The sequence below is a fragment of the Bradyrhizobium sp. USDA 4369 genome, assembly GCF_054056435.1.
In genome coordinates this window covers 2,675,317-2,695,645 of sequence record NZ_JBSRYH010000001.1, presented here as the reverse complement: position 1 = coordinate 2,695,645, position 20,329 = coordinate 2,675,317, and the positions used below count along the sequence as shown (strand labels likewise).

The 20,329-nt window shown below is 64.3% G+C and carries 19 protein-coding genes; 14 read left to right on the top strand and 5 right to left on the bottom strand.

Annotation, left to right across the window (positions count from 1 at the left end; translation table 11 throughout):
• Nucleotides 1-4: 4 nt before the first annotated feature.
• Nucleotides 5-1,522 carry an extracellular catalytic domain type 1 short-chain-length polyhydroxyalkanoate depolymerase gene (locus ACVIJ6_RS12215; protein WP_456772917.1) on the bottom strand — a complete coding sequence of 506 codons (1,518 nt, stop codon included), beginning with the start codon at nt 1,520-1,522 and terminating at the stop codon, nt 5-7.
• Nucleotides 1,523-1,989: 467 nt separating this feature from the next.
• Here ACVIJ6_RS12215 and ACVIJ6_RS12210 point away from each other — a divergent pair, with 467 nt between their 5' ends.
• Nucleotides 1,990-3,228, top strand: a complete 1,239-nt coding sequence (locus ACVIJ6_RS12210; RefSeq protein ID WP_456772916.1) for an LLM class flavin-dependent oxidoreductase — start codon at nt 1,990-1,992, stop codon at nt 3,226-3,228.
• 529 nt (nt 3,229-3,757) lie between these two features.
• Here the strand turns inward: ACVIJ6_RS12210 and ACVIJ6_RS12205 are convergent.
• Nucleotides 3,758-4,036 (bottom strand): hypothetical protein, encoded by a 279-nt coding sequence (locus ACVIJ6_RS12205; protein WP_456772915.1) that lies wholly within the window; start codon nt 4,034-4,036, stop codon nt 3,758-3,760.
• A gap of 99 nt (nt 4,037-4,135) precedes the next feature.
• Here ACVIJ6_RS12205 and ACVIJ6_RS12200 point away from each other — a divergent pair, with 99 nt between their 5' ends.
• Nucleotides 4,136-5,071, top strand: coding sequence for a LysR substrate-binding domain-containing protein (locus ACVIJ6_RS12200; protein ID WP_456772914.1), 936 nt, complete (start codon nt 4,136-4,138; stop codon nt 5,069-5,071).
• A 63-nt stretch (nt 5,072-5,134) separates the two neighbouring features.
• Here ACVIJ6_RS12200 and ACVIJ6_RS12195 read toward each other — a convergent pair whose 3' ends face one another.
• On the bottom strand, nt 5,135-5,545 hold the full coding sequence (locus ACVIJ6_RS12195; protein ID WP_012047410.1) for a response regulator: 411 nt from the start codon (nt 5,543-5,545) through the stop codon (nt 5,135-5,137).
• Nucleotides 5,546-5,592: 47 nt separating this feature from the next.
• On the bottom strand, nt 5,593-5,958 hold the full coding sequence (locus ACVIJ6_RS12190; protein WP_456772913.1) for a hypothetical protein: 366 nt from the start codon (nt 5,956-5,958) through the stop codon (nt 5,593-5,595).
• 110 nt (nt 5,959-6,068) lie between these two features.
• Between ACVIJ6_RS12190 and ACVIJ6_RS12185 the strand changes: the two genes are divergently transcribed.
• The 4 genes from ACVIJ6_RS12185 to ACVIJ6_RS12170 all read left to right on the top strand — a co-directional run bounded on the left by ACVIJ6_RS12185 (nt 6,069) and on the right by ACVIJ6_RS12170 (nt 8,881).
• Nucleotides 6,069-6,344 carry an outer membrane protein gene (locus ACVIJ6_RS12185; protein ID WP_456772912.1) on the top strand — a complete coding sequence of 92 codons (276 nt, stop codon included), beginning with the start codon at nt 6,069-6,071 and terminating at the stop codon, nt 6,342-6,344.
• Between the two features lie 126 nt (nt 6,345-6,470).
• Nucleotides 6,471-6,635, top strand: coding sequence for a hypothetical protein (locus tag ACVIJ6_RS12180; RefSeq protein WP_456772911.1), 165 nt, complete (start codon nt 6,471-6,473; stop codon nt 6,633-6,635).
• A gap of 200 nt (nt 6,636-6,835) precedes the next feature.
• Nucleotides 6,836-6,994, top strand: coding sequence for a hypothetical protein (locus ACVIJ6_RS12175; RefSeq protein WP_011923716.1), 159 nt, complete (start codon nt 6,836-6,838; stop codon nt 6,992-6,994).
• A gap of 510 nt (nt 6,995-7,504) precedes the next feature.
• Nucleotides 7,505-8,881: a cytochrome P450 gene (locus ACVIJ6_RS12170; protein WP_456772910.1), complete on the top strand. Its 1,377-nt coding sequence runs from the start codon at nt 7,505-7,507 to the stop codon at nt 8,879-8,881.
• A 100-nt stretch (nt 8,882-8,981) separates the two neighbouring features.
• On the opposite strand, the gene ACVIJ6_RS12165 is transcribed toward ACVIJ6_RS12170, so the two are convergent.
• Nucleotides 8,982-9,122, bottom strand: a complete 141-nt coding sequence (locus tag ACVIJ6_RS12165; protein ID WP_456772909.1) for a hypothetical protein — start codon at nt 9,120-9,122, stop codon at nt 8,982-8,984.
• On the opposite strand from ACVIJ6_RS12165, the gene ACVIJ6_RS12160 reads away from it, so the two are divergent.
• From ACVIJ6_RS12160 to ACVIJ6_RS12125, 8 genes are all read left to right on the top strand, one after another.
• Complete coding sequence (locus ACVIJ6_RS12160) at nt 9,121-10,083, top strand: sensor histidine kinase (protein ID WP_456772908.1); 963 nt, start codon at nt 9,121-9,123, stop codon at nt 10,081-10,083. The genes ACVIJ6_RS12165 and ACVIJ6_RS12160 overlap by 2 nt on opposite strands.
• A 185-nt stretch (nt 10,084-10,268) precedes the next feature.
• Complete coding sequence (locus ACVIJ6_RS12155; protein WP_456772907.1) at nt 10,269-12,047, top strand: putative bifunctional diguanylate cyclase/phosphodiesterase; 1,779 nt, start codon at nt 10,269-10,271, stop codon at nt 12,045-12,047.
• Nucleotides 12,048-12,190: 143 nt separating this feature from the next.
• Nucleotides 12,191-13,384, top strand: a complete 1,194-nt coding sequence (locus ACVIJ6_RS12150; RefSeq protein WP_456772906.1) for a substrate-binding domain-containing protein — start codon at nt 12,191-12,193, stop codon at nt 13,382-13,384.
• A gap of 66 nt (nt 13,385-13,450) precedes the next feature.
• Nucleotides 13,451-14,215 (top strand): ABC transporter ATP-binding protein, encoded by a 765-nt coding sequence (locus ACVIJ6_RS12145; protein ID WP_456772905.1) that lies wholly within the window; start codon nt 13,451-13,453, stop codon nt 14,213-14,215.
• Nucleotides 14,212-14,934 (top strand): ABC transporter ATP-binding protein, encoded by a 723-nt coding sequence (locus ACVIJ6_RS12140; RefSeq protein ID WP_456772904.1) that lies wholly within the window; start codon nt 14,212-14,214, stop codon nt 14,932-14,934. Before ACVIJ6_RS12145 ends, ACVIJ6_RS12140 begins: the two co-directional genes overlap by 4 nt.
• Nucleotides 14,931-15,941 (top strand): branched-chain amino acid ABC transporter permease, encoded by a 1,011-nt coding sequence (locus tag ACVIJ6_RS12135; protein WP_456772903.1) that lies wholly within the window; start codon nt 14,931-14,933, stop codon nt 15,939-15,941. Before ACVIJ6_RS12140 ends, ACVIJ6_RS12135 begins: the two co-directional genes overlap by 4 nt.
• Entirely contained in the window at nt 15,938-17,008 is a 1,071-nt protein-coding gene (locus ACVIJ6_RS12130; protein WP_456772902.1) for a branched-chain amino acid ABC transporter permease, read from the top strand. The genes ACVIJ6_RS12135 and ACVIJ6_RS12130 overlap by 4 nt, the downstream gene beginning before the upstream one ends.
• A gap of 211 nt (nt 17,009-17,219) precedes the next feature.
• On the top strand, nt 17,220-20,324 hold the full coding sequence (locus ACVIJ6_RS12125) for a bifunctional diguanylate cyclase/phosphodiesterase (RefSeq protein WP_456772901.1): 3,105 nt from the start codon (nt 17,220-17,222) through the stop codon (nt 20,322-20,324).
• Nucleotides 20,325-20,329 lie beyond the last annotated feature (5 nt).

The window sequence follows — 20,329 nt, the reverse complement described above, 5'->3', positions numbered from 1 at the left end:
GGTGTTACTTCAATCCCGCCGCCTGCAACGCACGCTCAATCACGGCCGCGACATCGATCACGCGGCGGCGCTTCGGGACGGGCGGTGTCGCGGCGGCGGAGATCGCAGGCCCGGCGTTGATCGCAGGCACCGCGTCGGCCGGCGTCATGTCGACCGCCTTGGCAACGGCGGGCGTTGCGACGACGGTCGTAGCGCCGAGCGGCTTCACGTCGGCCGGGCTTCCGGGCGCCGTTACGCTGACAGCCTTGATCTCGGCGGACGCCTGCGGAGAGGATTGTGGCTCGGCCTTCGGCGTTGCCGGCTTGATCGCCGAGCGCGCCGGCTTGGCCCGCGCCGGCCGCGACTGCGCCGGCTTCGATGTCCTGGATGGATTTTCGCGCACCGTCTCCGCGGCTGCCTTGGCCTCAGGCTCGCCTGAAGGCATGTCTGCCGAGCGGCGCAGCAGCTTGGTCACGGCCGGCAGCACCGAGATCGGCGAGACCTCCGGGATGAGCTTTGTGCTCGGCGACGTGACCGCGGGCTTCGGCTGGCGGATCCAGTCGGTGACGCCGAAGAATTTCGCAATCAGATAGGACGAGGAGATGCCGGCCTCGAGCAGGAATGGCCCGGCCTTGCCATAGCGCTTGTCGTTGGCCGCGACGCCGATCGGCGTGCCATGCGACATGTTGGTGATGGTGAAGGATTCCACCACGGTCTCGCCATCGGCATTCCACCACTGCTCATGCGGATAGCCATTGACGCGTCCAGCGGCCATCGGCGCCAGCGGCAGATGATGCAGATCGAGCCACTGCTTGACGATCTCACCGGCATTGTCCGGATGCACGGTGTAGTCCGCGGTGCCGTGCCACACCGAGAGTTTCGGCCATTTGCCGCGATGGTGGGAGGCGCGGCGCACGAGGTCGCCGAGTTCGCCGGCGGGACGCGCCGGCGGCATGCGCATCTGCAGAATGGCGTCGCGCATGCTGCGCGCGGTGCCGAACGGCAGCCCAGCGATGACCGCGCCGGCCGCAAATAATTCCGGATGCGCCGATAGCAGCGCCATGGTCATCGCGCCACCAGCCGAGAGGCCGGTGATGAAGATGCGGCGCGGATCGATCGCGCAATCGGCCACCATGCGCGCGATCATCTCGCGGATCGAGGCGACTTCGCCATGGCCGCGAGTGATGTCTTCCGACTGAAACCAGTTGAAGCAGCGCTGCGGATTGTTGATGCGCTGCTGCTCCGGCATCAGCAGCGCGAAGCCGAAATGCTTTGCCAGCGTCGACCAACCAGCGCCGAGGTCATAATCGAACGCGCCCTGCCCGCAGCCATGCAGCACGACGACAAGCGGCAGCAGCGGCTGGCGCTGCGCCGGCACATGAGCGAACATCTTCAGCCGACCGGGATTGCTGCCGAAGCTCTCAATCTCGACCAGCGGACATTCCGGCACAGGCCGCGGCTGGCGATGAAAATCGGCAAATCCTGTGATGCCGTTCAGCTCACGCAGCCGTCGCAAATACTCAACATTTTCAGCGAGGGACAACGGCAGCTCCTTGGCAGTCACGTCTTCAAGTCGGCAGTTCACGTCAGCGCGGATCAACGCCACCATCACCCAGATGGTTGCTGCAGTGCAAAAGAAAAAGCCCGCGCAAGCGCGGACGTCAGCAATTTGATTGCGAATTTCGGTCTTGCTGCGATCAAAATGCCACGCGGACGCGGCGCTTCACACAACAATCACCGAAACGCGAACAATGCTGCGCCGAAATCGCGGCGAGGGTGAGCAACGACGATCACGCAACTGCTTTTGAGCCGTTGACTGCGAGAGGGCCGTGGTCAGTCTCTATTCTCTGCGAATCGCGACCTCGCTCCGAAGTGTGCGCAGCGATCGACGATCAGTAAACAACAAATGGCAGGCATGCACCGCTCTCATCTGAGCACCATTGCCTGCGCACGACGGGCCAATTAGCCTGATGAGCAACCAACAACGACATTCCATTCGGGAGAGAACACATGGCGCGGCTCAAATTCGGTGCGTTCCTCGCCCCGCATCATCCGATCGGCGAGCATCCGATGCTGCAATTCCGCCGCGACCTCGATCTTGTCGCGCAGCTGGACGAGCTCGGCTATGACGAGTTCTGGTGCGGCGAGCACCATTCGTCGGGCTGGGAAATGATCGCGTCGCCCGAGATGTTTCTCGCCGCCGCCGGTGAGCGTACCAAGCGCATCAAGCTCGGCACCGGCGTCATCTCACTGCCCTACCATCATCCCTACAACGTCGCGCAGCGCATGGTGCAGCTCGACCACATGACCGGCGGCCGCGCCATCTTCGGCTCAGGTCCCGGCGCGCTCGCCTCCGATGCGCATACGCTGGGCATCGATCCGATGACGCAGCGCGACCGCCAGGACGAGGCGATCGGCATCATCCGCCGCCTGTTCAACGGCGAGCGCGTGACCGCGAAGAGCGACTGGTTCACGATGAACGACGCCGCGCTGCAGATCCTGCCCTTGCAGGAGGAGATGCCGTTCGTGGTGGCCTCGCAGATCTCGCCGTCCGGCATGACGCTCGCAGGCAAATACGGCATCGGCATCATCTCGCTCGGCTCGATGTCGACGCAAGGACTGATGGCGCTGCCGCAGCAATGGGAGTTCGCCGAGGACGCCGCACGCAAGCACGGCACCACGGTGAGCCGCGCCGATTGGCGCGTGCTGCTGTCCTGGCACATCGCCGAGACGCGCGAGCAGGCGCGCCGCGAGGCCGGCCCCGGCCTGATGCGCTGGCACAACGAATATACCGTCGGCACCTTGATGCGGCCGGGCCTGAAGCCGTTCTCGTCACCCGATGAAGCCGTCGACAAGACCGCCTTCGTCGAAGGCGCGGCGTCGACGATCGGCACCCCGGACGATCTCGTCAAGACGATCAAGACTCTGATGCAGGTATCCGGTGGCGTCGGCGCCATCATCGGCTTCGTGCATGACTGGGCCAATCCGGAGAACACCCGCCGCAGCTGGGACATGGTCGCGCGCTACGTCGTGCCGGAGATCAACGGCTATATCGACGGCCTGCGCCGCTCGCAGAAATTCGTCATCGAGAACCGCGCCATCTTCGAGCGCGCGGGTCAGGCGGTGATGGCCAAGATTATGGACAATGAAAAGGCCGCCGCGGCGTTGTCGCAGACCGGACCGGGACGCATTGCGATTCCTGCCGTCAACGCGCCGGATCTGCAGGAGGCCGCGAAGCGGAGGAGCTGAGGCGCTGGGCGAGTTGCGCGGCCGCGGCAATCCTCGCCCGCGCCGGGCGTGACGTTCCGATTCATCTCACCAGAGAGTCCTGACGCCGCGCGGATCGCACCCCGACGCGATCCGCTGCCGCGGTCGTGCCGATCTCCGCAACGGCCGGACGCCGTGATCCGCTGGACGGATGCGACCTGATCACGTGCGTACAGCTCGTCAGCCAGATCAACCGCCAGCATTCCCAGTCGGGTCCAAGCATTGCGTTGGACGCGGCGGTTGGACTCGCCACGACACCGGAGATCGCACATTCGCCTCCCGCCACGACGGCGGCCGACACGGCGAAGGCCAGGCGCAGGCTGCGCGAAACGAAAAAGGCCATATCACTTACGTCCGTCCAACGACCGTCGAAGGGGGACTGCCGCGAACAGCTCCTGACGCCTGCTCGGTAGAAGCCCCCCATCGCCGACCATGTTGCAGAGATCGAGGCGGGACGACACGCATCCAGGAGCAGCCGCGTTGCGCAAGCTCCGCTCCGGATGTGCTTGCACTATCGCGATGGATGGTGCCGATGCGATGCGTGTTTTCCGTTCGTGCCGGAGGCTCGCTGATCCTGATCGGGCACCCCGGCAATGGCCTCGCTGGGACCATTGGAGATCAGTACGGCGCCATAGGCCCGCTGGAGTCCCATCTTGCCGGCAGGGGTGATTTCACCTCCGTTCAGATGGTCCCGATCCGGGTACATCGCGCAATCCACACATTGCGCGGACGCGCCAAGTGTCGAAGCCAACAGGGCGAAAGAGGCGGTAGCAAGCGTTCTGACGTTCATCGCAGCTCTCCATAAGGACCGCGGAGACCCTAGCTTGTTGACGCCAGCGGAATAATCCGCATTCCTGTTCCAGGTCTTTTGCGTTTTTCGAGGAAATCGATGGACCTTCTGCGTACGCTGGATGTGCTGGTGCGGGTGGTGGAGGCCGGCTCATTCTCGGCCGTGGCCCGCGAACGGCAGATGAGCAACGCTGCCGTCACCCGGCAGATCGCGCAGTTGGAGGACTACTTCGGAGTCCGGCTGTTTCACCGCACGACCCGCAAGCTCAGCCTCACCGATGACGGCGAGATGCTGCTGGGGATGGCCCGACCGCTTCTGGATAGCGCGGAGGATATCAAGTCGGCCCTCGGGCGGCACCGTGCATCACCCATCGGGCTCGTCCGGGTGGGCGCGACGGCAACCGTGAGCCGTTTCCTCACCCAGCGCCTTCCGGTCCTGCTCGCTGACCATCCCCGACTGCGGGTCGAACTGGTGGTGACGGATAGGTTCGACGAAATGATCGAGAACCGGCTCGATCTGGCCGTGCGGCTGGGGGACGTCAAGGACGCCTCGCTCGTCGTCCGCCGTGCAGGCGCCGCTGCCGCCCGCGTTGCAGTCGCTGCACCGAGCTACATCAGGACGCACGGCGGGCCTGCCACGCCGGCCGAACTGACAGATCACCTTTGCATCGTCCTCGATGCCGGCGTAGATCCGGACGTCTGGAGCTTCATCACCCCTGATGGTCCGGTCGATGTGCGCGTGTCGGGAGGTCTCCTCTCCAACGACAGCCGCACGGTGCACGAAGCAGCGCGAACCGGGTATGGCATCGCGTTCCTCTCGCTGGTCGAAGTCCTCGACGATCTGCAGAATGGCGCGCTGGTTCAGGTACTCAGCGATTTTCCGGCCCCGGACATCTCGCTCAACCTGGTCTATCCGTCGCGACGGCATCTTGCGCCGCGCACACGGCTGGTTCTTGATTTCATTTTCGAGCAGGTGAAGCAGGCCGTCCGCAGTCTCGACGAGATATCGACGGCTGCCACCAAGGCGACGGGCTGAGCGCATCGCCTCACGATCCGGCTCGAAGCGCCGTCAGCTGTGTCGGGGCGTCAGGCGCTGCGTCTACCTCACCGCCGCGACCAGCTTCTCGCAATCGGCGATGGTCGCGATCTGTTTCAGCGTCTCGCGCAACGCCGGCAGGTCGACCGGCTTCTGGAATTGCGGGTAGACGACCAGCCCGAGCACGGTCGCAAGCCGCACATGCTCCTCGCGCGTGCCGTCCTCGGCGCCGCTGATGAAGATCACGGGGGTGCGCGATTTCAGCTCGTTGAGCAGCAGCAGGATGTCGGCGCCGCAGCGATCGCCGAGCGACAGGTCCAGGGTGATGCAGTCGAACGTCCGGCTGCGCAGCAGTTCGGCGGCGGCGTCCACCGAGGTGACACACGTCGCCTCGTAGCCGCATTGGACAGCGATCTTGCGAAGGATCGAGAGATGAACTTCGGCATCCTCGATCACCAGCAACTGATTGCTCATGCTCTTGCCCTCGTTGCCTGTTGGCCAGACGTCCCGGTCTGGCCGTGCTAGATGACAGCGATGGCTGCGAGGTAAAGATTCGGGTCCGTAGATTTACGGAGCGAGGTCGGCACGACGAGGTTGACTTCGCCCGAAGCGCCCACCCGACGGGCATGATCAATGTGGACTCCCGGCAACATGGCGAGCTTTTTGGCCAACCGCCCGATGAAGCGGTTACGGCGCTGACGACAACCATCGATGGTGACGGCGATCGTCTTGAAGGGACGTCGCGGGCTGGGGCAGGACATTGGCAAATCTGTAGCGGTGAAGATGGCAGCGGCGCTGATCGGCGCCGGGCTCGCGGGCTCCGCAATGGCAGCCGATCTGCCCGTCAAGGCACCACCTGTCATGGCCGCACCGAACTGGACCGGCATCTACGCCGGCGTATCGGTCGGCGCCCGCTGGGCGGACAACGACTGGCGAACCAGCGACATCTCCCCGAGTTTCCCCGGCGTGTTCGTGCCAACCAGGCACGCGCGGGAGCATGGACAGTGTGGCCGCCAGGATCGGCGGCTATCTCGGCGTCAACTGGCAGTTCGCATCGTCGTGGGTCGCAGGCATCGAGGGTGACTTGGGGTGGGCCGACAATAAGAAGGCGGCGAATCCCCACCCGGGAACAGCCGGGCTGTTCTTCGGCGCGCCGCTGGTCGGCCTTCCCGCCGGCTCGGTGAAGGACACGTGGGACGGCAGCGTACGAGCCCGGCTCGGCTATCTGGTCGCACCCTCAACGATGCTCTACGGCAGTGCCGGCGTGGCGTAGCAGCGCGTCGAGCTGAACGCCAGTTGCACCGTCGTTCCCGGCAACCCGTTCTGCTTCGGCAATCCGCACAACGACAGCTTCGCCTCCACCCGGGTCGGCTGGACCGTCGGCGGCGGCGTCGAGCACATGATCGGTGGCCACTGGCTGATGCGCGCCGACTACCGCTACGCCGATTTCGGCACCTGGACCCAGCCGTTCTTCAACGTCGGGGGCGGCTTCGACGACCGCTTCACCGCGCATGTCACGACGCGAACGCATACGGCAACGGTCGGCATCGCCTACAAGTTCTGAGACGCAGGCGGCACTGAGGCGGCTGCAATGAGCAAGCCGGCGGACATCGGGGGCGATCGGACGGACGAGCATTTCCTTAACCGGGTCCAGCTAGACTGGCGGCCACTTGAGCAGGGCCTGCAGGGGACCGCTCGCGCGTATGGATGCGTCAGGCAGCCCGCCGTTTCGACCCGGCGGGCTTTTCCGTGGAAAGGTCGCCAATGTCACTCTCCTCAGCCAAGAACTACGCGCTGCGCGCCGAACGGTCGCAGGATCCCAAGGAGGCCGCCGACCTTCTGGCAAAGGCGATCCTGGAGCTGGCGGCCTCGATCGAAGCGACCGATGCCAAGGTGAAAAAGATCAACAAGTCGGCCGGCTAATGGTCCTGGCGTCCGCTTCGGACGGTCTGGCGGGTTGAGGTGGCGGCGAGGCCTTCTCGCTTCGACGATGATCCCCTGATCCTTATGAGCGACGACAGCAGGACGCTGACGGCGAACGTCCGGCCCGACGGCAAATCGCGTCCAGCAAGCCATGCTTGAGAATGCGAAGTCTCACTGCTTTGGCCTGCCGATCACAGGTTGATCGCTCTTCAACGGTGCGCGGGCAGGCGGGCCATGGGTGCGGCCAGCGCCCGGCATTCCCCGTGCCCTCGGTCTGAAGGAGGGCGGAATATTCCATCCCTCGGACGCAACGGCGCGCGGCGAGATCGCGGTCGTTTGCGATGCAGCACGACGAGCCGATCATGAGACACCGGAGCGTATTGCATCGCGGCTGCAACCGCCTATCAATGATGGTCAGGGAGTCCGGCCATGCGACGCTGACCAAGACGAAGTCAGACCCGAAACGCCAAACGGCAGACGGCCGGCCAGCAGACGAGAGGAAACCCCGCGATGTCGATGCAGCATGTGGTCTCTGATCCGATCAGGCTGACCGCGCCACGGCGCAACTCACTGACCCATATCCCCGGCGACGAAGGCTGGCCGATCATCGGCAAGACCTTCGAGGTGCTCGCCGACCCGAAGGGCCATGTCGAGCGCAATGCCCGGAAGTACGGCCCGGTCTATCGCAGCCACATGTTCGGCGAGGTGAACGTGGTGCTGCTCGGGCCCGAGGCCAACGAGCTGGTGCTGTTCGACCAGGCCAAGCTGTTCTCGTCGGCCCATGGCTGGGGCCACATCCTCAATTTGCTGTTCCCGCGCGGGCTGATGCTGCTCGATTTCGAAGAGCACCGCATGCATCGCAAGGCCTTGTCGGTCGCATTCAAAGCCGGGCCGATGAAATCCTATCTCACCGGTCTCGACCGCGGCATCGCAGCGCGCATCGCGCAGTGGAAACAAACTCCCGGCGAGATGCTGTTCTATCCCGCGATCAAGCAGCTCACGCTCGACCTCGCCGCGACATCGTTCCTGGGGACCGAGATCGGGCCCGAGGTCGATGCCATCAACCGCGCTTTCGTCGACATGGTCGCGGCGTCCGTGGCCCCGATCCGAAAGCCGCTGCCCGGCACGCAGATGGCCCGCGGCGTCAAGGGACGCCAGCGCATCGTCGCCTATTTCTCGGAGCAGATTCCGCTGCGCCGCGCGAAAGGCGACGGTGACGATCTGTTCTCGCATCTCTGCCGGGCCACCGACGACCACGGCGCGCTGCTGTCGACCCAGGACATCGTCGACCATATGAGCTTTCTGATGATGGCGGCGCATGACACGCTGACGTCGTCGATCACGTCGTTCGTCGCACAGCTTGCCGCCCATCCGGAATGGCAGCAGAAGCTGCGCGACGAGGTCGCGAGCCTTGGCCTCACCGCCGGCGACCCGATGGCCTCGGAGCATCTGGAGAAGATGAAGCTGACCGAGATGGCGTTCCAGGAAACCTTGCGGCTGATGCCGCCGGTGCCGTCGCTGCCGCGCCGGCCGATCCGGGACTTCACCTTCAAGGGCTATGCGATTCCGGCCGGGACCGGCGTCGGCGTCAATCCGATGTTCACACACCATATGCCGGAGATCTGGCCCGAGCCCGAGCGCTTCGACCCGCTGCGCTTCACCGACGAGGCGCAGCGCGGGCGTCACCGCTTTGCCTGGGTCCCGTTCGGCGGCGGCGCGCATATGTGCCTCGGCCTGCACTTCGCCTACATGCAGGTGAAGTGCTTTGCGCGGCACTTCCTGTCGAACATCGAGGTGTCATTTGCGCCGGGCTATCGGCCCAATTGGCAGGTGTGGCCGATCCCCAAGCCGCGCGACGGATTGCGGGTGATGCTGAAAGCGGTCTGATTGCGGCATCGCGACCAGGAGCGCGGCGTTCGACGGCGAGACCCGGATGGCGTCGCGCGCTGTGACCGTCACATGTGAGCCGGTTGATCGCGGACGCGCATCAGCGCAGCGGAGTTCCGCAGATGGAACAATCCGTAGCGCGCAGCGATGCCATGAAAATCGCGCGGTCTACACCGATTGAACGAATTACCGCCATCGCGGCCATAATTTGGTTGCGCGATTGAGGCTCATGCAGCTTCATGACCCGACTCATCTCGGACATCGGCCGCATCTGGCGCGGCGAGTTGCAGCCGTCGCTTGCCTGGAGCAGCGCATTTGCAGCGATGTGCCTGGCGATGGCCACCATGGTCCGCTTCGGCATGGCGCATCTGCGGCCCGACGTGTTCTTCACACCCTATATTCCGGCCGTGTTCTTTGCGACCGCCATGGGCGGATCCGCCGTCGGGCTGGTCACCGCGATCATCGGCGCGGCGCTCGGGCTGTTGCTCGAATTCGGCAGCGCGACTGTGGACGTCGCGCGGGTGGCGCTGATGACGATGTATCTCACCGTCGCGGCCCTGGTGATCTGGGGCGTCAACCATTACCGCGACCTCGCCGCCAAGCAGCGCGAGATCGCGAAGCGGCTGACCGACGAGGAGCAATATCGCAAGCTGCTGGTCGACGAGCTGCATCATCGGCTGAAGAACAAGACATCCACCATTCACGCCGTTCTGCATCAGGTCCTGCACGATCAGCCGCAGGTGTGGAGTAGCATCGACAAGCGCATCCGCGCACTCGCCGGTGCCGACGACCTGATCGCACGGGTCGACGCACAGGGCTGCGATCTGAAGGATCTCTTGGTGTCGGAGCTCGGGCCTTACGGCCATGTTCGCTTCGAGCTCAATGGCGATCCGCTGTTTCTTCCCGCCAAGCTCGCGGTCAGCCTGGCGCTGATCTTCCACGAGCTCGCCACCAACGCCGCCAAATATGGCGCTTTCGCCTCGCCGCGCGGCTTCCTGCAGGTGTCCTGGACGCTGCACGAAGACCGCCTCAGATTGAGCTGGGACGAAACCGAGGGACCTCCGATCGATCAGGTCGGCAAACCGGGTTTCGGGACCAAGCTGCTCAAGGCGGCGCTGTCGCCGTTCGAAGGCAAGACAGAAACCACATTCTTGAAGACCGGGATTCACTGCACCATGCAGTTCAGAGTGCCGCCGAGCTGAGGCCCGACGCCGCTGCGGCCTTCGACTTTCGCAGCAGGACGATCGAGGCCTTCTCTTCGGCGATTTACCCGCCATTAATGACGCCTCGGCAGGATTTCGCATCATTTCCGATGCTTGCCCGCAGAGTTCCGTGTTTCTACGTACCGCTTAACTAAAATGAAGCGGGAACTTTGCACAATCGGCGCATGTACAGCAGCGATCGATTCAATTTTTCAGCCGAGGCGCGCGAAGGCCTCGGGGAGACCGAGGCCGAGCTGCGCTTTCTCCGCAGCATCGTCAGCCAGCTGCCCTCCGGCATCACGGTCCAGGACGAGCACGGTCGCTTTCTGCTCGTCAACGATACCGCAGCCATCCAGCTCCGTGCCGCCGCCAATAGTGCCGATGGAATCGCCGCGCCGCATCTCGATGTCAGGCGCGCGACCTGCCGCGAGCTGCTCGGGCGCGGCCGGGTTGTGATCGCCGAGGAAAAAGTGACGAGCGAACGCGGTCCGCAGACATTGCTGACCGCGCACCGTCCGGTCCAGATCGGTGAGCAACGGTTGCTGCTGTCGAGCTCGGCCGACATCACGGAGCAGAAGGAGTTCGAGGACCAGCTGTTCCGCGCCGCTTATTACGATGAGCTGACCGGCCTGCCGATGCGCCGGGTCGTCGAGCATCGCGCCGACACTCTGGTCCGGCGCGGCCGCGTCGATGGCCGTTTCGCACTCGCCTTCCTGGATCTCGACAATTTCAAGTACATCAACGACTATTATGGCCATGCCACCGGCGATGCCCTGCTGGTCGAGCTTGCCAAGCGCATCAGCCGGGATCTGCGCGAGTCAGACCTGCTGTCCCGCATCAGCGGCGACGAGTTTCTGCTCCTGCTGCATCCGATCGAGCGTGCCGAAGAGGTCGCGGAGTTCCTTCAAGGCATGCTTGACCGCCTGAACGCGCCGTTCTTCATCGACGGCGCCGAGGTATTTGCCTCTGCCTCGGTCGGCGTGAGCCTGTTTCCCGAGCACGGCACGAGCTACGACGTGCTGCGCCAGAATGCCGATCTCGCGATGTATCGCGTCAAGAACAGCGACAAGGGGACGCTGGCTTTTTTCTCCAGCGCGATGGAGCATGAGGCGCTGGCGCGCATGAAGGTCGAGCAGTCGCTGCGGCTCGCCATTCTCGAAAAGCGCTTCTGCTGTGCGTTTCAGGCCAAGGTCGACATCCGCACCGAGGAGATCAAGGGCATCGAGGCGCTGGTCCGGCTGCGCGACAATGAGGGCGTGATCCAGGCGCCCGGCGCCTTCATCAATCTCGCGGTCGAACTCGGGCTGATCGATGAGCTGACCCATCTGGTGCTCGACGAAATCGTCAAATCGATCGACCTGATCAACGAGACCTTCGGTCACGAAACGACGATCAGCATCAACGTCGCCGCCAAGCAGGCCGCGAACCCGGACTTCATGCGCCCGTTCGCGCGGGCGCTCGAATCGACGGGGTTTCCGAAGCGGTTCATGGTCGAGGTCACCGAGGACGCGTTCGTGACGCGTAGCCATTTTCAGGACGAGATCGTGCCGCTGCTCCGCGGCATCGGGGTCGGCATCTCGATCGACGATTTCGGCATCGGCTATTCGTCGCTGTCGGCATTGGCCGACATCACTGCGGACGAGATCAAGATCGATCGTTCCTTCATCACCGACATCCATAAGCGGCCGCGCAGCCAGGGCATCCTGCGCGCGATCGAGTCGCTGAGCGAGGCGCTTGGCATGACGGTGATTGCCGAAGGCATCGAATCCTTCGAGGAGCTGGCCTATCTGCAGGCCGCGACCAGGATTCGCTACGCGCAAGGCTACTACTTCTCGCGACCGATCTTCCTGGAGGAGCTGAAGCCGGCGATCCCGCTTGCAAGCGAAGCGCGTATGAGCCTCGCCAGTCGCCCTGTGCAGGAAAATCGGCAGGCTTACGCCCGCAGCGGCCGCTATCGGCGCTGATCGTGCCGGAGCGGGAGAGGAAGCAAGCTTGTCAGCACAAAGTATGAGCCCTCCCGCGCTGCCAATGAAAGCGCCTTGACCCGCCCCGAGACTGCACACTATCAGTTGCAGACAACAGCCGCCGGTAGCTGGGAGGAAGGCTCGTGGGAACGTCACATATTTTCAAAGGTATTGCTTTATCATTGGCTGCAGCCGTGCTGGCCACCGCCGCACAGGCCGACGATCTGAAAATCGCTCTCATCTATGGCAAGACCGGGCCGCTCGAGGCCTATGCCAAGCAGACCGAAGCCGGCCTGCGTCTCGGCTTCGAATACGCCACCAAAGGCACCAACATGATCGACGGTCGCAAGATCGTCATCATCACCAAGGACGATCAGGGCAAGCCCGATCTGTCGAAAGCCGCGCTTTCAGAGGCCTATCAGGATGACGGCGCCGACATCGCCATCGGCACGACGTCTTCGGCCGCCGCGCTCGCTGACCTGCCGGTCGCCGAGGAGAACAAGAAGATCCTCATCGTCGAGCCGGCCGTGGCAGACCAGATCACCGGCGAGAAGTGGAACCGCTACATCTTCCGCACCGGCCGCAACTCGTCGCAGGACGCGATCTCCAACGCGGTGGCGATCGGCAAGCCTGGCGTCACCGTCGCCACGCTGGCGCAGGATTACGCGTTCGGCCGCGACGGCGTCGCTGCCTTCAAGGAGGCGCTGGCCAAGACCGGCGCGACCTTGGCGGCCGAAGAATACGTGCCGACCAACACCACCGACTTCACCGCGGTCGCCCAGCGTCTGTTCGACGTGCTGAAGGACAAGCCGGGGCGGAAGTTCATCTGGGTGCTCTGGGCCGGCGGCGGCAACCCGCCCGGCAAGCTGCAGGACATGGATCCGAAGCGCTACGGCATCGAGATCTCCACCGGAGGCAATATCCTCGCCGCGCTGGCCGCCTACAAGCAGCTGCCCGGCATGGAAGGCGCCACTTATTACTACTATGACATTCCCAAGAACCCGGTGAACGACTGGCTGCTCGCCGAGCACCAGAAGCGCTTCAGCTCGCCTCCCGACCTGTTCACAGCCGGCGGCTTCTCGGCCGCGATGGCGGTTGTCGCCGCGGTCACCAAGGCCAAGTCGACCGACACCGAGAAGCTGATTGCGGCGATGGAAGGCATGGAGTTCGATACGCCCAAGGGCAAGATGATCTTCCGGAAGGAAGATCACCAGGCGCTGCAAAGCATGTATCACTTCCGCGTCAAGGTCGATCCGAACCTCGCCTGGGCCGTGAACGAGCCGGTGCGCGAGATCAAGATCGAGGACATGGATATCCCGATCCGCAACAAGCGCTGAGTAAATGACATCCGTGCCCGGCCTCGCGCCGGGCACGTTCGCATTGGCAGTCCTACGGCTGGCGACATGACCCTCACCCTCGAAACCCGCGATCTGACCATCCGCTTCGGCGGCCATGTCGCGGTCAACAACGTCAGCTGCAGCTTCCGCCCCGGCGAGCTGACGGCGATCGTCGGCCCGAACGGCGCCGGCAAGACCACCTATTTCAACCTGATGTCCGGCCAGCTGCGGGCCTCATCCGGCTCCATCCTGTTCGATGGCCGCGATATCACCCAACTCTCGGCTCCGCTGCGCACCCGCGCGGGCCTCGGGCGAGCCTTCCAACTCACCAATCTGTTTCCGAATCTCAGCGTGGAAGAGAATGTGCGCCTCGCCGTCCAGGCGCAGAGCGGCACCCATTACGACCTGCTGCGTCCGTGGATGGCGCGGCGTGACCTGATCGCGCGGGCAGATGCCATCCTCGATCAGGTCGCCCTCGGCAGCCGCAGCGGCGTCACCGCAACGACGCTCTCGCATGGCGACCAGCGCAAGCTCGAAGTGGCGCTGATGATGGCGCTGGAGCCCAAGGTCTTCATGTTCGACGAGCCGACCGCCGGGATGAGCATCGACGAGGTGCCGGTCGTGCTCGACCTGATCGGCCGGCTCAAGCAGGACAAGAGCAAGATCATCCTGCTCGTCGAGCACAAGATGGACGTCGTCCGCTCGCTCGCCGACCGCATCATCGTGCTGCATAACGGCCAGCTGGTGGCCGATGGCAAGCCGGCCGAGGTCATCGCTTCGCCGATCGTGCAGGAAGCCTATCTCGGCGTCGCGCCGCGGAGTGCGGCATGAGCGCGCTCCTGAAGCTGTCGGGCGTCCAGACCTATATCGGCCGCTATCACATCCTGCAGGGCGTCGAATTCGACGTGCCAGAAGGCCAGACCACGATGCTGCTGGGGCGCAACGGCGCCGGCAAGACCACGACGCTGCGCACCATCATGGGGCTGTGGCAGGCGAGGACCGGCAGCATCTCGCTGGCCGGCGAGGCGATCGAGAAGCTGGCGACGCCCGACATTGCCCAGCGAGGTGTCGGCTATGTGCCCGAGAGCATGGCGGTGTTCTCCGACCTCACAGTCAAGGAGAACCTGGTGCTGGCAGCGCGCAACGGCCCGCTCGACGAGGCTCAGCTCGCCTGGATCCTCGGCTTTTTTCCGGCTCTGAAGAAATTCTGGCTGTCGCGCGCCGGCAGCCTGTCCGGCGGCCAGAAGCAGATGCTGTCGATCGCCCGCGCCATTGTCGAGCCGCGCAAGCTGCTGCTGATCGACGAGCCGACCAAGGGGTTGGCGCCGGCCATCGTGATGTCGCTGATCGAATGCCTGAAGGAGATCAAGCGTCGCGGCGTCACCATCCTGCTGGTGGAGCAGAATTTCCACGCCGCACGCGAGCTCGGCGATCAGGTCCTGGTGATGGACAATGGCACCATCGTTCATCGCGGGGAGATGGCGGCGCTCGCCGCCGACGTGCCGCTGCAGGAGCGCCTGCTGGGGCTGAGCCTGGAGACGCATCAATGAGCGACATCGCCGCAACCGATCCGCTGCCGAAGCCGAAGCGCGACCTCGCCCCGATGCTGCTGCCTGTCCTGCTCGCGCTCCTGATGCTTCCGCTGGTCGGATCGGCGAGCTCCTGGGTGACGCTGACGGTCGCCAGCCTGGCGATGGGCATGATGATCTTCATCATGGCCTCCGGCCTGACGCTCGTGTTCGGCCTGATGGACGTGCTCAATTTCGGCCATGGCGCGTTCATCGCGGTCGGCGCCTATGTCGCAACGCTGGTCCTGCTGCCGCTCGCAAGCTGGGCGCAGGCCGACTCGCTGCTGGCCAACCTCGCGGTGCTGGTCCCGGCCGCATTGCTGTCGATGGGCGTGACCGCTGCACTCGGCCTGGTCGTCGAACGCGTGCTGGTGCTGCCGGTCTATGGCCAACACCTCAAGCAGATCCTGATGACCACCGGCGGCCTCATCGTTGCCGAGCAGACGCTTTATGCGCTGTTTGGCCCGCAGATCATCCCGCTGCCAGTACCGGCGGCGCTGCGCGGCTCGTTCATCATCGGCGACATCGCGATCGCCAAATACCGGCTGCTGGCGATGCTGATCGGCTTTGCGATCTTCGTCGCCATCGAGCTGGTGCTGAACCGGACCAAGATCGGCCTTCTGATCCGCGCCGGCGTCGAGAATCGCGAAATGGTGGAGGCGCTCGGCTATCGCATCCGCCGCCTGTTCCTCGGGGTGTTCATGACCGGCTCGGCGCTGGCCGGGCTCGGCGGCGTGATGTGGGGCCTCTATCGCGAGCAGGTGCACGCCTCGATCGGCGACGAGCTGACCGTGCTGGTCTTCATCGTCGTGATCATCGGCGGCCTCGGCTCGATCACAGGCTGTTTCATCGGCGCGATCCTGGTCGCGATGGTCGCGAATTATGGCGGCTTCCTGGTGCCGAAGCTCGCCCTCGTCTCCAACATCCTGCTGATGGTCGCCGTGCTGATGTGGCGACCGCGCGGCCTCTATGCGGTGACCAGCCGATGATGATCCTGTCGGGCGATCCTCCCCGCAGCCGTACGCTGTCCGTGCTGCTCGTCATCATCATCCTGGCATTGCTGGCCACGCCCTTCATTTTCCCCGGCGCCAAGGCATTGAATGTGGCCGCCAAGATCTGCATCTTCGCCGCGCTGGTCGCATCCTACGACCTGCTGCTCGGCTACACCGGCTCGGTCTCGTTCGCGCATACGATGTTCTACGGCATCGGATCCTACGCGATCGCCATCGCACTCTATGGACTCGGTCCCAATTGGACGTCGGTCGTGGTGGCCGTCGCAGCGGGCCTGCCGATCGCGCTGCTGCTTGCGCTCGCGATCGGCCTGTTCTCGCTGCGCGTCGAGGCGATCTTCTTTGCGATGATCACGCTGGCGGTCGCCTCCGCCTTCCTGGTGCTGGCGTCGCAATTGTCGTGGTTGACCGGCGGCGAGGACGGTCGCAGCTTCCAGCTGCCCGAGCTGTTGCGTCCCGGCACCGTGTTCATCGGCAAGGAGTGGTTCGGCTTCCCGATCAACGGCCGCATCCTGACCTATTACCTGGTGCTGTCGGCCTGCGCGCTGATGATCCTGGCGCTGCTGCGGGTCGTGAATTCGCCGTTCGGCCGCGTTCTGCAGGCGATCCGCGAAAACCGTTTCCGGGCCGAGGCGCTCGGCTACCGCACTGTCTTTCACCTGACCTATGCCAACTGCATCGCCGCGATGATCGCGGCCGGCGCCGGCATGCTGAACGCGCTCTGGCTGCGCTATGCCGGTCCTGATACCTCGCTGAGCTTCTCGATCATGCTCGACATTCTTCTGATGGTGGTCATCGGCGGCATGGGTACCATCTACGGCGCGATCATCGGGGCTGCGATCTTCATCCTGGCCCAGAACTATCTCCAGGCGCTGATGAGCATCGCCTCGACCGCCGCGGCGGACGCCGGACTGCCACTTCTTCCGGCCCTGCTGCATCCGGATCGCTGGCTGTTGTGGCTCGGCCTGCTGTTCATCGCCAGCGTCTACTTCTTTCCAACAGGCGTGGTCGGCCGCCTCCGCAGCAAGCCAGGCAGCCTGCGCTGAAGTTCGACTCCGGCAGCGCGCGAGCCTGTTGCGCACGCGCCGGTCCCGGATTCTGCCGGCGCGGTATCGCCGTGCTGACCGCGCGGCTTTTCGACAAAATTCCTCCCGGCATTTAACAAGCGGCTAACTGAGTTTCCTAACCGCTCCGGTACCAGTGCCCTGTTATCAAGCATGCTTGCGATCATTGATTTCCTCCCGGGTCGATCCAGGCATGCAACGCGCAGCAGACACGTCAGGGGCGGCCGAGACCGAGCCAATGCGGCTGGGCACGTCGATCTGGCGCGGTCCTGTGCCGTGGCTCGCGGCCTGCGGCGCGCTGCTCATTGCAGCCATCGTGATCGGAACGCTGGTCATGGCCAATGGCTTCAAAGAGCGCACGATCGGCAATAATGAGCGCGAGCTCGAAAATACCGTCTTGTTGCTCAGCCGGCATTTCGCCCAACAGTTCGAGGATGCCGAGACCGCGGTCTCTCACGCGATCCACCGCATGCAGCTCCGATCGATCGACTCGCCTGAGGCCTTCCGCTCGCGCATGGCGCGGCCCGAGATTCGCGAGATGCTGCAGTCGCAGATCAATGGCCTGTCCTATATGGGCGACCTGACGATCATCGGCGCCGATGGCAACTTCATCAACTGGTCGGAAAACAAAGTGGTCCCGGCGATCAACGTCGCAGACCGCGAGTATTTCAAGACCCTCGCTGCCAGTCAGCAGTCCGACAGCGTCATCATCGCGCCGGTCGTGAGCTATGTCACCGGCAAATGGGCCACCATCGTCGCCCATCGGTTGAGCGATGCGAACGGTGAATTTCTCGGCCTGCTGTCGCGCCGGGTCGATCCGAAGACCTATGAGAAATTCCTGGAATCGATGTCGCTCGGCAATGGCGCTTCGATCACGCTGTTCCACGCCGACGGCACGGTGCTCGCGCGCTACCCGCACACCGATGCCGTCATCGGGCGCAGGGTCGGGAATGGCGAGCTGCTCAACACCGTCGCTGACGGCGCGGTCCACACCGCGCTGATCACGAGCCCGTTCGACGACCTCGAGAAGATTGCTGCCGGAGCCAAGGTCAGCCGCTTCCCTCTGACTATCACCGCCACCCGGACGATCGACGACGCGCTCGCGGACTGGCGTTCTCAGGTGGTCCTGCTGGTCGGCGCCGCGACGTTGGCGGCCGGCGTCATTGCCGTGATGTTCAGCCTGATGATCAGGCAGATCCTGCGGCAGAACCGGATGGCCAGGCAGCAGCTCGAAGGCGAGAAGCAACGCGTCGAGACGGCGCTCGACAACATGACGCAAGGGCTGATCTCGTTCGACGCCGACGCATGCGTCGTGATGTTCAATCGACGCTTCATCGATATGCTCGGCCTGTCCACCGATGTGATCAGGCCGGGCGTCCACCTCACGGAGGTCATTGCCCATTGCAAGGCGCAGGGGTGCTTCAACGGGGATGTCGCTGACTTCTGCACTGCCGTCATCGACCGGGCGGACGCAGGCGACGCCTCGCAGATGGTCACCGAATCGGGAGCAGGACGGTTCTTCAACGTCATCGACAAACCGCTGGCCACCGGCGGCTGGGTCACGACCATCGAGGACATCAGCGAGCACCGCAAGCTCGAGCAGGAGCGCGATCGTAATTACGCATTCCTGCGCGAGATCATCGATCACATCCCCTCGCATATCATGGTCAAGGATGCCCACGACCGCCGTTATGTGCTGGTCAACAAGTCGTCCGAGCGGGGCTTCGGCCGGTCGCGTGAGCAGATCGTCGGCAAGACGGTGTTCGACCTGTTGCCCCGCGCGAGCGCGGAAAAGGTCACCGCCGACGACGACCGGGCATTGGAGCATTCGGACGGGCTGGTTCTCGAGGAGCATCCGTGGCAGACGCCTGCCCTCGGCCTGCGCTATGTCACCTCGCGCCGGATCGTCGTCGCCGATGACAGGCAGCGGCCGCGTTATCTGATCAACGTGATCGAGGACACCACCGAACGGCGGCTCGCCAATGAGAGAATTGCCCATCTCGCCCATTACGACGCGCTGACCGAACTGCCGAATCGCGTCCTGTTCCGGGATCGCATCGCCCACGAAATCGAGCGCGCACGGCATGGCATGTTCTTCGCGCTGCTTTATCTCGACATCGACGAGTTCAAGGGCATCAACGACTCGCTTGGACATCACGTCGGCGACGAGCTGCTGAGGACGATCGCCAGCCGGATCAGGAGCTGCCTTGCGCCGGAGGACACCGTGGCTCGGCTCGGCGGCGACGAGTTTGCGGTGCTCCTGACCATGGCGGCCGATCGCGACGAAGTCATCGCCAAGGTCACCGAGATTCTCGAGCGGATTCGCGAGCCCTATCGCTGCCTCGGCCATCAATTGTCGACCGACGCCAGCATCGGTATCGCGCTCGCACCGGAACATGGCGTCGAGATCGACCAGCTGACAAAGCATGCGGACCTCGCGATGTACGCCGCCAAGGCGGACGGCCGCCATACTTTCCGCTTCTTCGAGCCGGCGATGGATGAGACCGCGCGGGAGCGGCTGCAGCTGCAGCAGGATCTGCGCCGCGCCATCACCGAGGGCCAGTTCGAGCTGCATTATCAGCCCCTGCTCGGCTTCACGGAAAACATCATGACCGGCTGCGAGGCGCTGCTGCGCTGGCGTCATCCCGAGCGCGGCATGGTGCCGCCGCTCGATTTCATCCCGCTCGCCGAGGACACCGGCCTCATCAACGAGATCGGCGACTGGGTGATGCGAACGGCTTGCGCCGAAGCGGCGCACTGGCCGAACGACATCCGTGTCGCCGTCAATGTCTCGCCGATCCAGCTGAAATCGCCGACATTGGCGCTGCACATTGCGAGCGCCTTGTCGGCCGCCGGCCTTGCGCCGGAACGGCTCGAGATCGAGATCACCGAGGCGGTCCTGATCGGCGACGATGAGGTCGCGCTCGACATCCTGCATCAGCTGCACGCCATGGGCGTGCGCATCGCGCTGGATGATTTCGGCACCGGCTATTCGTCGCTCAGCTATCTCAAGCGCTTTCCGTTCGACAAGATCAAGATCGATCGCTGCTTCGTCAACGATATCGGTGTCGGCAGTTCATCGGCGATCGTGCAGGCGGTGGTGAGCATTGCCGCGGCGAGCAACATGACGACCACGGCCGAAGGCGTCGAGACGGGCGCGCAGCAGATGGCGCTGCGCCAGCTCGGCTGCACCGAGATGCAGGGCTATCTGTTCAGCGCGCCCAAGCCGGCCGCGGAACTGCGCAAGCTGTTCGCGCCGGGCGCAGCTGTCCCGGACGATCTGCAGGCTGCCGGCTGACGGCG

Coding starts and splice junctions, on each gene's coding strand:
- ACVIJ6_RS12210 (WP_456772916.1), top strand. CDS start 1,990: ATGGCGCGGCTCAAATTCGGTGCGTTCCTCGCCCCGCATCATCCGATC.
- ACVIJ6_RS12205 (WP_456772915.1), bottom strand. CDS start 4,036: ATGAACGTCAGAACGCTTGCTACCGCCTCTTTCGCCCTGTTGGCTTCG.
- ACVIJ6_RS12200 (WP_456772914.1), top strand. CDS start 4,136: ATGGACCTTCTGCGTACGCTGGATGTGCTGGTGCGGGTGGTGGAGGCC.
- ACVIJ6_RS12195 (WP_012047410.1), bottom strand. CDS start 5,545: ATGAGCAATCAGTTGCTGGTGATCGAGGATGCCGAAGTTCATCTCTCG.
- ACVIJ6_RS12190 (WP_456772913.1), bottom strand. CDS start 5,958: ATGCCGGTCCAGTTCGGTGCGGCCATGACAGGTGGTGCCTTGACGGGC.
- ACVIJ6_RS12185 (WP_456772912.1), top strand. CDS start 6,069: ATGGACAGTGTGGCCGCCAGGATCGGCGGCTATCTCGGCGTCAACTGG.
- ACVIJ6_RS12180 (WP_456772911.1), top strand. CDS start 6,471: ATGATCGGTGGCCACTGGCTGATGCGCGCCGACTACCGCTACGCCGAT.
- ACVIJ6_RS12175 (WP_011923716.1), top strand. CDS start 6,836: ATGTCACTCTCCTCAGCCAAGAACTACGCGCTGCGCGCCGAACGGTCG.
- ACVIJ6_RS12170 (WP_456772910.1), top strand. CDS start 7,505: ATGTCGATGCAGCATGTGGTCTCTGATCCGATCAGGCTGACCGCGCCA.
- ACVIJ6_RS12160 (WP_456772908.1), top strand. CDS start 9,121: ATGACCCGACTCATCTCGGACATCGGCCGCATCTGGCGCGGCGAGTTG.
- ACVIJ6_RS12165 (WP_456772909.1), bottom strand. CDS start 9,122: ATGAAGCTGCATGAGCCTCAATCGCGCAACCAAATTATGGCCGCGATG.
- ACVIJ6_RS12155 (WP_456772907.1), top strand. CDS start 10,269: ATGTACAGCAGCGATCGATTCAATTTTTCAGCCGAGGCGCGCGAAGGC.
- ACVIJ6_RS12145 (WP_456772905.1), top strand. CDS start 13,451: ATGACCCTCACCCTCGAAACCCGCGATCTGACCATCCGCTTCGGCGGC.
- ACVIJ6_RS12140 (WP_456772904.1), top strand. CDS start 14,212: ATGAGCGCGCTCCTGAAGCTGTCGGGCGTCCAGACCTATATCGGCCGC.
- ACVIJ6_RS12135 (WP_456772903.1), top strand. CDS start 14,931: ATGAGCGACATCGCCGCAACCGATCCGCTGCCGAAGCCGAAGCGCGAC.
- ACVIJ6_RS12130 (WP_456772902.1), top strand. CDS start 15,938: ATGATGATCCTGTCGGGCGATCCTCCCCGCAGCCGTACGCTGTCCGTG.
- ACVIJ6_RS12125 (WP_456772901.1), top strand. CDS start 17,220: ATGCAACGCGCAGCAGACACGTCAGGGGCGGCCGAGACCGAGCCAATG.